10 protein-coding genes are annotated in these 11,346 nt (G+C 68.0%); 3 read left to right on the top strand and 7 right to left on the bottom strand.

What is annotated here, in order from left to right; translation table 11 throughout:
• Window positions 1–84 precede the first annotated feature (84 nt).
• Window positions 85–2,223 (bottom strand): hypothetical protein, encoded by a 2,139-nt coding sequence (locus ACO6VK_RS05210; protein WP_422505873.1) that lies wholly within the window; start codon window positions 2,221–2,223, stop codon window positions 85–87.
• A 334-nt stretch (window positions 2,224–2,557) separates the two neighbouring features.
• Between ACO6VK_RS05210 and ACO6VK_RS05205 the strand changes: the two genes are divergently transcribed.
• Window positions 2,558–2,923 (top strand): helix-turn-helix domain-containing protein, encoded by a 366-nt coding sequence (locus ACO6VK_RS05205; protein WP_422505872.1) that lies wholly within the window; start codon window positions 2,558–2,560, stop codon window positions 2,921–2,923.
• 1 nt (window position 2,924) lies between these two features.
• Here ACO6VK_RS05205 and ung read toward each other — a convergent pair whose 3' ends face one another.
• The 5 genes from ung to rhlB all read right to left on the bottom strand — a co-directional run bounded on the left by ung (window position 2,925) and on the right by rhlB (window position 7,973).
• The gene (gene ung, locus ACO6VK_RS05200; protein WP_422505871.1) at window positions 2,925–3,641 is read right to left on the bottom strand and encodes a uracil-DNA glycosylase; all 717 of its coding nucleotides are present in this window, start codon (window positions 3,639–3,641) and stop codon (window positions 2,925–2,927) included.
• The gene (locus ACO6VK_RS05195; protein ID WP_422505870.1) at window positions 3,638–4,480 is read right to left on the bottom strand and encodes a response regulator; all 843 of its coding nucleotides are present in this window, start codon (window positions 4,478–4,480) and stop codon (window positions 3,638–3,640) included. Before ACO6VK_RS05195 ends, ung begins: the two co-directional genes overlap by 4 nt.
• Before the next feature lie 7 nt (window positions 4,481–4,487).
• Window positions 4,488–5,438, bottom strand: coding sequence for a permease-like cell division protein FtsX (ftsX, locus tag ACO6VK_RS05190; protein ID WP_422505869.1), 951 nt, complete (start codon window positions 5,436–5,438; stop codon window positions 4,488–4,490).
• Entirely contained in the window at window positions 5,435–6,121 is a 687-nt protein-coding gene (gene ftsE, locus ACO6VK_RS05185; RefSeq protein ID WP_422505868.1) for a cell division ATP-binding protein FtsE, read from the bottom strand. Before ftsE ends, ftsX begins: the two co-directional genes overlap by 4 nt.
• Before the next feature lie 136 nt (window positions 6,122–6,257).
• A complete protein-coding gene (rhlB, locus tag ACO6VK_RS05180; protein ID WP_422505867.1) occupies window positions 6,258–7,973 on the bottom strand; it encodes an ATP-dependent RNA helicase RhlB in 1,716 nt (571 codons plus the stop codon).
• 525 nt (window positions 7,974–8,498) lie between these two features.
• Between rhlB and trxA the strand changes: the two genes are divergently transcribed.
• Both trxA and rho read left to right on the top strand, forming a co-directional pair.
• Window positions 8,499–8,828, top strand: coding sequence for a thioredoxin TrxA (trxA, locus tag ACO6VK_RS05175; protein ID WP_136004572.1), 330 nt, complete (start codon window positions 8,499–8,501; stop codon window positions 8,826–8,828).
• Window positions 8,829–9,047: 219 nt separating this feature from the next.
• Complete coding sequence (gene rho / locus ACO6VK_RS05170; protein WP_411852383.1) at window positions 9,048–10,829, top strand: transcription termination factor Rho; 1,782 nt, start codon at window positions 9,048–9,050, stop codon at window positions 10,827–10,829.
• A gap of 201 nt (window positions 10,830–11,030) precedes the next feature.
• On the opposite strand, the gene ACO6VK_RS05165 is transcribed toward rho, so the two are convergent.
• Complete coding sequence (locus ACO6VK_RS05165) at window positions 11,031–11,327, bottom strand: hypothetical protein (RefSeq protein ID WP_422505866.1); 297 nt, start codon at window positions 11,325–11,327, stop codon at window positions 11,031–11,033.
• Window positions 11,328–11,346: the final 19 nt, after the last annotated feature.

The raw sequence follows: 11,346 nt of genomic DNA, 5'->3' as shown, positions 1-11,346 counted from the left end.
CCCGGTAGGGGCGCATCGACGGTGGTGGTTGCTGCATTCCCCGGCGCAGGGACGTCCCGCGCCACTGCGGTGCCGCACCGGGCGCTAGTACGCGCCCGGGTTGTTGCTGAAGCTGACCGGTACCGTGATCGTTGCCTGGCCCCCGTTGACCAGGTTCACCCCGACGTTGACCGCGTTGCCGCCAACCGCACCGCCACTGGCCGCCGCACAGGTGCTGCCGGTGGTGGCGCTGCAGGTCCATGCGGCGCGCAGCGTGGCGCCGTTGGGCAGGCTGTCGGTGACCACGGCGTTGGTGACCGCATCGGGCCCCCCGTTGCTGACCAGCAGCGTGTATGTCGCGGTACCGCCGGGTGTGTAGCTGCCACTGCCGTCGCTCTTGGTGATCGACAGGTCGGCCTGGCGCGTTCGATTGGTGATGCGGCAGACCAGGGTCACCGCCGTCGCCGTCATCGCCGGCGCCTGCAGGGTGAAGCTGCCACCGCTCCCGGACGACACCACCGTGCTGTTCTGGTCAACGCACTGCCAGGTGCTGGCATAGCGCCCCAGCGTGGTGCCGGCAGCCGCCGCCTCGGCCAGCGCATAGCTGCCGCCCGGTACGGTGATCACCGCTGCGGTGGCGCCGTTGTTGCCCACGTTGCTGGCCGAGCCGACGGTGCTGCCGTTGTAGGTGATGGAGAGATTGAAGCGGCCGGTGTCGCTGGTCGGCTGCAGGTCCTTGACCAGCTGCAGCGTGGCCGCGCAGGCCTGCGTCACGCCTTCGACGGTGAACACCGCCTGGCCGATGCGGATGCCGAGCAGGCCCAGCACGTTGTCCACCACCCCGCCCAGCACTGCGGTCAGCACCGGTGTGACCAGCGTGTTGACCTGCGCCCGGATCGGGGTCAGCAGCGTGTTGACGATCCCGTTGACCAGGTCGGCCACCGCCAGCGGCAACGGGATGCCACCGAGCAGCGTGACCGTGGGGTTGCCGCTGGTGACCTGGATGCTCAGCGAGTTGACCAGGGTGGAGACCATCGTCGCCGCGCTGACCGTGCCGGCAGACAAGGTGCGCGTCTGTGGATAGGGGCCGGTGAAACTGGCGCTCTGCAGTGCGGGGGTGGCGGTGGCGAAGCTGCGGATGCTCACCGTCAACGGAATGGTGATGTCGGCGATCGGCGTCATCAGGCCCAGCACATTGGCCGACACCCGCACCCGCACGCTGAGCGAGGTGAGCGTGGCTGCCGTCAGCGCGGTGTCGGTCAGCACCGTGGTGCGGTTGAAGAAGGTCGCATCGCTGATCTGGCCCACGTAGAGGTTCACCAGGCCCGGACGCGCCTGCAGGGTGACCGCGTTGCCGACCAGGTTGACCGCCGAGATCGAGCCTTCGGCGCGCGCCACATCGGCATACACCTGCAGGTGCAGCACATCGGCGCTGATGCTGGTGTTGGACAGCGATACGCCCAGCAGGTTGAGACCGCTGAGCGCGGCACTGAGCGTGCCGGTGTTCAGGCCCTGCACCAGATCCATATCAAGCTTGATGCGGATTGCCGCGCTGTGGAACGAGGTACCCACCGCACCGCAGCTGTACACCGGCGGTTCCACCACCTGCAGCCACAGCCGTACGTTGGCCACACCGTTGAGGCCGAGCGCGGCGGTATTGACCGTGATCGGGGTGGGCGTGGTCAGCACGTTGCGGAAGTTGTAGAGCTGCACCCCGCCGGTAATCAGGTCCAGTACGTTCAGGCGCACCGTCGCCAGCGATCCGGTCGGCAGCGCGATCTGCAGGATGTCGGCCAGGCGGATGCTGCCGGAGGTGCCCGCCACGCCCAGCGGCAGCGCGTTGAGCACGTTGGCCGCGGCGGTCTGGCCGTCGGCCTGCAGCACCTGCACCATCGCCGCGCGCAGCTGGCCCAGGGTGATGCTGGTGTTGAGCACCTGGCTGGGGTCGCTGACCACCACGCCGCCGTTGAGCTGGGTCAGCAGCGCATTGAGGTTGATGTTGGCGCCGGCCAGGTTGTTCCAGTCGGCCACACTGAGATTGAGGCTGGTGCCCGGCAGCAGCGCACCGAACAGCAGGTTGAGCAGCGGGCTCTGGGTGGAGTCGATCGACGCCAGCCGTGGGCCCGCGCTGACGCAGGCGCCGGAAGAACAGGCCGATTGCGCCTGCACCCGGCCAAGGCAGGAAAGCACCGTCAGCAGGGCGAGCAGCAGCAGCGCGCGCCAGCGCAATGACGAAACGTTCACGCCTTTCACATTAACCATGCATGCGTCTCCGCCGTTTCGGGGCAGAAACCGACCGCGGCGGTGGATTAACTCCGCCGCCCTACCGATCGAACCCTGCCGGTGTCCGCTTTCCGTTGTGGAATGCGTTTATGTCCGGTTCGGGCCGATTAATGCGGGGACCACAAAATTCCGTCAAACAAGACGGCGTGAAAGTCGGGGGCAGTACCGCTTGCTGGCGGGCAGGCGATCGGCGGTTTTCCCTCGCGCAGCAGGGCAGGAAAGCAGTTCTGTACAGACAGGAAAAGAATCGCTTACACGGAAGCAACGCTTACCTAAACCGGGGAAGGGGGCAAAAATGCAGGCCATGTGCGACAGAATCCGCCGGGCACGATTAACTGCCGGGCTATCGCAATCGCAGTTGGCGTTGGAAACCGGCGTGCGCCGCAGCGCGGTGACGCAGTGGGAACGGGAAGGGGGCACCTTTCCCAGCGTGCAACACCTTGCCCGCGTCGCAATTGTGACGCAAGTCTATTTTGAATGGTTGGCGACCGGCCGTGGGCCGGGGCGACCGGAGGACGGCACCGACCTGCCGCTGGCGGGATCGCCTCCCGCCGATCCCGCACGCTGCGCACAGGAAACCGAGATTCTGTCGTTGTGGCGGCGCATGCCCGCGCGCAAACGCCAGGTGGCGCGCGCGATCATCGAAATGCTGAACGACTGAGTCAGTCCAGCCCGAGCTGCGCGCGCGGCGGCAGCGACCAGTCGATGGCACTGTGCCCGCGCCGGCGCAGGTACTCGTTGGCGGCCGAGAAATGCCGGCAGCCGAGGAAGCCACGGTGGGCCGACAGCGGCGAGGGGTGCGGGGCCTTGAGCACGCGGTGGCGACCGGTGTCGATCACCTTGCCCTTCTGCTGCGCGTAGGCGCCCCACAGCACGAACACCAGGCCCTCGCGCTCGCGGTTGAGCGTGTCCACCACATGGTCGGTAAAGCCTTCCCACCCGCGCCGCTGGTGCGCGCCGGCCTTGCCCTCCTCCACCGTCAGCACGGCGTTGAGCAGCAGCACGCCACGCTGCGCCCACGGCAGCAGGCAGCCGTGGTCCGGGCGCGGCAGGCCGAGGTCGGCCTCGATTTCCTTGTAGATGTTCAGCAGCGACGGCGGCACCGGCACGCCCGGCATCACCGAGAAGCTCAGGCCATGCGCCTGCCCGGCGCCGTGGTACGGGTCCTGCCCGAGGATGACCACCTTGACCTGCTCGAACGGCGTGGCGTCGAACGCCGCGAAGATCTGCGGGCCCGGCGGGAACACCCGCGCACCGGCGGCCTTGCGCTGGCGCAGGAAGCCGGACAGCTCGCGCATGTCCGGTCGCAGCAGCCACTCCCCGACCCGTGCCTTCCAGCTCGGCTCGAGCTGGATGCTCGGTTGTACGTCGTCGTTCATCGCACCACGGGTTTTTCGTTGAGTCGGGCCAGCCGCAGCTGGAACAGCACCTTGGTGATCAGCAGCCGCTCTTCGATCGGCTTCTGCACCAGGTCGTTGGCACCGGCCTGGAGCAGGCCGGACTGGTTGAGCGGGTTGCCGTCGCCGGTCATCACCAGCACCGGCAGGCGGCGCTTGCCGTAGCCGAAGTCCACGCGCACGCGCTGCACGACATCGCGCCCGCTCAGCTCGCCCTTGAGGGTCACGTCGGTCAGCACCAGGTCGATGCGGTGGCTGCTGCGGCCCAGCGATTCGGCGGTGAGCAGCGCGAAGGCGTCCTCGGCGGTCAGCACGTGCAGCACGTTCAGGCCCTGCCGCTCCAGCATTCGCTTGGTAGCCTCTGCCACCACCCGGCTGTCTTCCACATACAGGATCGTCGCGCCGGGAATCGTCTCCGGCTGCACGTAGCCACGGATGAAGGTGGCCAAGGCCTCATGGCCCAGCGCCTTGTCGAAATAGTCGGTGACGTACTCGGTGAAGCGGCGCTGCTCCAGGTGCTGCTGCGCGTCGCCGGACACCACGATCACCGGCACGTAGGCCTGGCCCGCGGTTTCACGCACCAGCCGCGCCAGCGCCAGCCCATCGCCGTCGCTGAGCGTCAGCGAGGTGGTGACCAGGCTGACCGGGCCGGCCGCCAGTGCCGCGCGCGCCTCTTCGATGCTGGCGCAGCCCACCACGTCCACCGCCGGCAGCTCGCGCTGCAGCACGTCGGCGATGAGTTTGCGGACCAGCTTGGAGCCGTCGACGACCATCACGCGCGGTGCGTCGTCCACCAGGTGCTTCAGGGCTTGCGGGCGCATGCGGGCCTCAGGTTTCGGTCGGACGGGTCTGGCGCAGGAAATGCCCCGTCACCAGCCACGCGCCCAGCCAGCCCAGCACCACGGTGCCGGCCAGCACGAGCGAAGAATGCAACAGGTCCAGCCCATGCAGCACGAACGGGCTGCCGTAACTCTGCGACAGCGCGCTCAGCGGCGGGCGCAGTGCCAGCCCCGCCACGCCGATCAGGCCCAGTGCGATCGCACCGGCGCCCAGGCCGTACCACGCGCCCAGATACAGGAACGGGCGGCGGATGAAGCCATCGCTGGCGCCCAGCAGCTGCAGCACGCCGATTTCATCGCGGCGCGCCTGGATGTCCAGGCGCACGGTGTTGCCCACCACCAGCGCGGCCCCCACCCCCAGCAGCACCGACAGCACCTGCACCAGGCGCGTGCCGAACTCCAGCCACGCATCCAGACGCTTGCGCCACAGCGCATCGTGCTGCACCAGGTCGGCCTGCGGCAGCCCTTCCAGCGACTGCGCCAGGCGCGCATCGTCGGTGCCCTGGGTCGGCGTGACGATCAACAGGGTCGGCAGCGGATTGTCGTTCAGCGCGTCGATCGCCTCGCCCAGCCCGGCGCTGTCGCGCAGCTCGGCCAGGCCGTCGGCCGGCGTGCGCAGCACCACGGCGGACACATCGGCGCGCCCACGCAGCGTCTCGGCCACCTGGCCGGCACCGGCGGCATCCACCGAGGTCTTCAGGAACAGATTGATATCGCGCGACTGCTGCACGCTGCCGGCGAAGTGCTTGAGGTTGTCCAGCGCGATCGACAGGCCCAGCGGCAGGGCCAGGGCGAGCGCCATCACCATCACCGTGAGCAGCGTCGCCCACGGCTTGCGCCACGCTCGGCCCAGGCTGAACACCACGCTGTGGCCGTGGTGGTGCAGCCACACGCCCAGGCGCGAAGGTGCCGCGGCTTCTTTGTTGGTCGGTGCGCTCATTCGGCCAGGTCCTGCGGCGAGATGTCGTCGATCAGGCGACCGTGGTCCAGGATCAGCACGCGCTTGCGCATGTGCCGGAGCAGGGCCAGGTCGTGGCTGACCACCAGCACGCTGGTGCCGCGCTCGGGCAGCTCGGCGAACAACGCCATGATCTCTGCGGCGAGGGTGGGATCGAGGTTGCCGGTCGGTTCGTCGGCGACCAGCAGCTTGGGCTCGCCAACGATCGCCCGGGCGATGCCGACGCGCTGCTGCTCACCGGCCGACAGCTGGGACGGCAGCGCCTTCTCGCGATGGCCCAGGCCCATGCGTTCGAGCACCGAGCGCACCCGCTTGCCGATCTCGGCACGGCGTGTGCCGCGCAGGATCAACGGCAGGGCGACGTTCTCGGCGATGCTGCGGTCCATCAGCAGGCGGTGGTCCTGGTAGACCGCACCCACCTCGCGACGGTGCCGCGGGATGCTGCCGCCGCGCACCTTGAGCAGGTTGCGTTCGTCGAACAGCACCGCGCCGCGGCTGGGCCGCTCGTCGAGGTGGATCAACTTCAGCAGCGTGCTCTTGCCCGCACCGGAGTGACCGGTAACGAACAGCATCTCGCCGGGGGCGACGTCGAAGCTGACGTCCACCAGTGCCTGGTGGCCGCCGGCATATTGTTTGCTGACATTGTCAAAACGCAGGACGCTCATCCCCTGATTATGCAGGACGAGGATGGCGGCGTGCAGGTGGGGGGTAGACGGCTCGCGTCTACAACAGGTGCCGACCGTTGGTCGGCACCCCCGGCATGCCACCCGACCGTTGGTCGGGTGCTGCCCGTGTCAGGGCTTATGAGCCCGACAGCATCCGGCGGATCTTGCGGCCGATGCGGGTCAGGAACGATGCGCCCGCATCGGCGGCCGGTGCGGCGGTGCGCATCGGCTTGGCGGCCACCTGCACCGGGGTCACCGGCTGGGCGGCGCTGCCTTCGGCGGCACCTTCAACCGGACGGCCATGACGGCGACGACGGCGCTTGCGCGGTGCGCGCTCGCCTTCGACAGCCGGGCTGGTCGCGGCCGACGGCGCATCGGCCTGGGCCGGCGCCGGTGCCGGGCGCGGCGCGTCGGCCACGGCCTCGGCGGCCGGCTGCTCGCCTTCCACACGCGGCTTGCGTTCGCGGCGCGGCTTGCCATCGGCGCTGCGCTCGCCCGGGCCACGGCGTTCGCCACGGCCACCGGACGGCTTGCCGCCGCGGCTGCTGCCACCGCCACGGCGCTGCTCTTCGGCGGCACGCGCTTCGCGCGCCTCGCGGAAGATCTGGCCCACGCTTTCATTTTCGTCGCCGTCCGCTTCGCCCTCGGGCAGCGGTGCGCGTTCCGGACGCGGCAGGGAGGTCAGGATCTCGCTGGTGACCGCTTCGACCGGAATCTTCTGCTCGATATAGGCCTCGATATCCGGCAGGCCCATCGCGTAGCGTTCGCACGCGAAGCTGATCGCATCGCCTTCCTCGCCCAGGCGGGCGGTACGGCCGATGCGGTGCACGTAGTCTTCCGCGTCGAACGGCAGATCGTAGTTGTAGACGTACTTGATGCCGTCGATGTGCAGGCCGCGCGCGGCCACATCGGTGGCCACCAGGATTTCCAGCTGGCCCTTCTGGAAGCGGTTGAGCAGGCTCTCGCGCTTCTTCTGCGGCACGTCGCCGGACAGCACGCCGACACGGTAGCCGGCACGCTCCAGCGAACGGGCCACGCGCTCGACGAACACCTTGGTGTTGACGAAGACCATCGTGCGCGCGCCTTCGCTGCGCGACAGCAGGCCCAGCAGCAGCGGAATCTTCTCTTCGTCGGCCGGGAAGTAGATGCGCTGGCGCACGCGCGCCGCGGTGATCGACTCGCTTTCCACCACCAGCTTCTGCGGCTCGTTCATGTGCTCGTAGGCCAGCTCCAGCACGCGGTGGCTGAGCGTGGCGCTGAACAGCAGGGTCTGGCGCGTGGTGCGCTCGGGCATGCGGCGCAGCAGGAAGCGGATGTCCTTGATGAAGCCCAGGTCGAACATGCGGTCGGCTTCGTCGAGCACGCAGATTTCGCAGGCGTGCAGCGAGACCACCTTGTGCTGCTTGACGTAGTCGATCAGGCGGCCGGGGGTGGCGATGATCACGTCCACGCCCTGCTGCAGGATCTCGCGCTGCTTGTCGTAGTCCACGCCGCCATAGACCAGCGCGAAGCGCAGGCCCAGGTCCGAGCCGAACTTGACCGCATCCTTGTGGATCTGGATGGCCAGCTCACGGGTAGGGGCCAGGATCAGCGCGCGGGGGTCTTCCGGCTTGCGGTCGGCCAGCGCCGGGCGGGTCAGCAGGCGGTTGACCACCGCGACCAGGAACGCCAGGGTCTTGCCGGTACCGGTCTGGGCCTGGCCGGCAACGTCGCCACCGGGCAGAGCCACCGGCAGGGTCAGTGCCTGGATCGGGGTGCAGCGGGTGAAACCAGCGCCTTCAAGGCCAGCCTGCAGGGCCGGATGCAGCTCGAAGGAGGAGAAGGTCAAATCGGTCAGCGGTTTGTCGCTCATGAGTCCGTCTTGGTAAGGCCAGCCGGCAGAGGTGCGGCTGGCTTGCAGCATTCTTGGAGGGCACCGTCGCCATTGCGGCCCCTGCGCCGGGTGTTGGCGGGGCCGGACCGGGGGTCCAGGGGCGCCGCACAATGGCGCAGTTTAGCGCAATGTCGGCGCCAAACCGGGCTCACCCGTCGCAGCCACCTGCGAGACGCCATAAAGGACACCGCCTTCATCGCCCCTGACGCCAGTTGAACGAGGCGCCCGGCGGGGCTGGAAGGCGTCGTGCCCGGCCCGCATATCAGACAGGCCAGCCCCGGCAGAGTGAGGCAACAGCTACGGGACGCTTCTTTCCAACCCGCATCTGTCCGCCCGCGACGATAGGGGTACACTGCCCGCCGTGCGCGTCCAGGCAACCGGCCTGACGCACCGCTGGCCGCCCACGCGGCCACGAGGCAGCAGACGGGGAAGGCGCCCACCAGGCGTCGTCCAGGTTCAACCTCCTCCGGCCTGGCCGGGTGCATTTCCAGACGAGAAACCAAGATGAGCGACAAGGTTGTACATGTCGGCGATGCCGACTTCGATAGCACCGTGCTGAATTCCAAGGAGCCGGTCCTGGTCGATTTCTGGGCCGAGTGGTGTGGTCCCTGCAAGATGATCGCCCCCGCCCTGGACGAACTGGCCGACGCCTACAACGGCCGCGCCAAGATCGCCAAGGTCAACGTGGACCAGAACCGTGCGCTGGCCGCCAAGTACCACGTGCGCTCGATTCCGATGCTGCTGGTGTTCAAGGACGGCGAAGTCCAGGCCCAGCAGATCGGCGCGGTCGGCAAGGCCCAGCTGGCCGGCATGCTCGACAAGGCCCTGGCCTGATCGCAGCAGGCAGCCGGTTGATCCGGCTGCCCGCGGGCCCGTCGCCCGCATGAATGACCCTGCCCCACCCGGCTTGCGCGCCGCCGCGAGCCGGTGTTAGTGTCGGCATATCCGGCCGCATTCGCGCGCCGCATCTTCTGGACGCAGTTTCTTCCAGATCCTTTCCCAACGTTCGCCGCCCTGCCGGGCGCTCGCACCTTCTAGCGAGGAATCCAGCACTTGTCCGATATCACTACTTCCGAACCCGGGAGCGCTGACGCGCCCGCCGAGAAGCGCGTGCGCAAGCCGCGTGTTGCCAAGGCCGCCACCGCGACCGACGCCGGTTCCCCCCCCGCACAACCTGCCCTGCCCCTGGCTGCCGCGCCTGACGCGCCGGCGCCGGCCGCTGCCGCTCCGGCAGCCCCGCAGGCATCGGCCCCGGCAGCCTCTGCCGGTGGCGACGCATCGCCCGCCCAGGGCGGTGGTCAGCAGGACACCGGCGACGGTGGCCAGCGCAACCAGAATGGCCGGCACCAGAACCAGCAGGGCGGGCAGAACCCGTACCAGCAGGGCCAGGGTCAGAACCAGGGCCAAGGCCAGGGTCAGGGCCAAGGCAACCGCCGCGACCGTTTCCGCAATCGCCGCGACCGCAACCGCGGTGGCGATCGCTACAACGATGACGGCATGCCGCAGGACAACAACGAACCGCAGCAGCCGTTCGTGCGCAGCCAGCAGGCCAACGTGCCCGAAGGCTTCCCGGTCTATTCGCTGAGCGACCTCAAGCGCATGCCGGCGCAGAAGCTGCTGGAGATTGCCGAGCAGCTGCAGATCTCCGAAGGCGTGGCGCGTGCCCGCAAGCAGGACGTGATCTTCGCCCTGCTGAAGGTGCTGACCCGCCACGGCGACGGCGTTGCCGCCGACGGCGTGCTGGAAATCCTGCCGGACGGCTTCGGTTTCCTGCGTGCCGCCGAAGCCAGCTACCTGGCCGGCCCGGACGACACCTACATCTCGCCCAGCCAGATCCGCCGCTTCAACCTGCGCACCGGCGACCACCTGTCCGGCCGCATCCGCTTCCCGAAGGACGGCGAGCGCTACTTCGCGCTGTCGATCGTGGACACCATCAACGGTGAGCCGCTGGAAGCGTCCAAGAACAAGGTGCTGTTCGAGAACCTGACCCCCCTGTTCCCGCGCAAGCGCTTCACCCTGGAACGCGGCAACGGGTCGTCCGAAGACATCACCGGCCGCATCCTGGATCTGATGGCACCGCAGGGCAAGGGTCAGCGCGCGCTGATCGTCTCCCCGCCCAAGGCCGGCAAGACCATGCTGATGCAGCAGGTGGCGACGGCGATCACCACCAACCATCCGGACGTGCACATGATCGTGCTGCTCATCGACGAGCGTCCGGAAGAAGTGACCGAAATGCAGCGCACCGTGCGCGGCGAAGTCATCAGCTCCACCTTCGACGAACCGGCTGCCCGCCACGTGCAGGTTGCCGAGATGGTGATCGAACGGGCCAAGCGCCTGGTCGAGCACAAGAAGGACGTGGTGATCCTGCTCGACTCGATCACCCGCCTGGCACGTGCCTACAACAACGTGGTGCCCAGCTCCGGCAAGGTGCTCACCGGTGGTGTGGACGCCAACGCCCTGCATCGCCCGAAGCGCTTCTTCGGTGCCGCGCGCAATGTTGAAGAAGGCGGCAGCCTGACCATCATCGCCACCGCGCTGGTCGACACCGGCAGCAAGATGGACGAAGTGATCTACGAAGAGTTCAAGGGCACCGGCAACAGCGAAGTGCACCTGAACCGTCGCATCGCCGAAAAGCGCGTGTACCCGGCCATCGACATCAACCGTTCGGGCACCCGCCGCGAAGACCTGCTCATCGAGCCGGAGCTGCTGCAGAAGATCTGGATCCTGCGCAAGCTGCTGCACCCGATGGACGAAATCGCCGCGATGGAGTTCCTGCTCGACAAGATGAAGAACACCAAGTCCAACGACGAGTTCTTCGGGTCGATGAAGCGCTGATCCGCGTTTCAGACGAACAGAGAAGGCCCCGCATTGCGGGGCCTTTTTTGTTGGCGCGCCTGAGCATCCACGTAGCGAAGTCGCAATCCACACCCGGTAGTGCCGGCCGCTGGCCGGCTCCAGGCATCCCCTTGCGCTTCAGTCAGATCATGGATGACCACCAGCGCGGCGCGCTGGAGCAGCATCCAGCGGCATTTCAGCTTATCGGACCTCGCCCGGGACTTCGATCGACCACACGGCATCGCCACTGGCCTCATAGCGCAGAATCGAGAACTCCGGCTGGCGCAGAACGACCGCGCCCGTCGCACCATCCGGCAAGCTCACCCGACGCGAAGGCAGGGAGGCGCGGAAAGGTACATCGCCAGCGGGCAACGCCCAGAACGTATCGCCCGCGCGGCCCACGACGACGTGAACGCGCCCGGCCAGATCGTTCACCTGATAATAGGAAATGCCATCTCGTTCGAACCCGTACACCACCCAGTTCGGATCGTGACTCATGCTCACTGCTGAGGGATGC

This window comes from Stenotrophomonas sp. GZD-301, from assembly GCF_049310345.1.
Classification (GTDB): Bacteria; Pseudomonadota; Gammaproteobacteria; order Xanthomonadales; family Xanthomonadaceae; genus Stenotrophomonas.
Note: the sequence above shows the minus strand (reverse complement) of the source record. Positions and strands in the feature narration are given on the sequence as shown.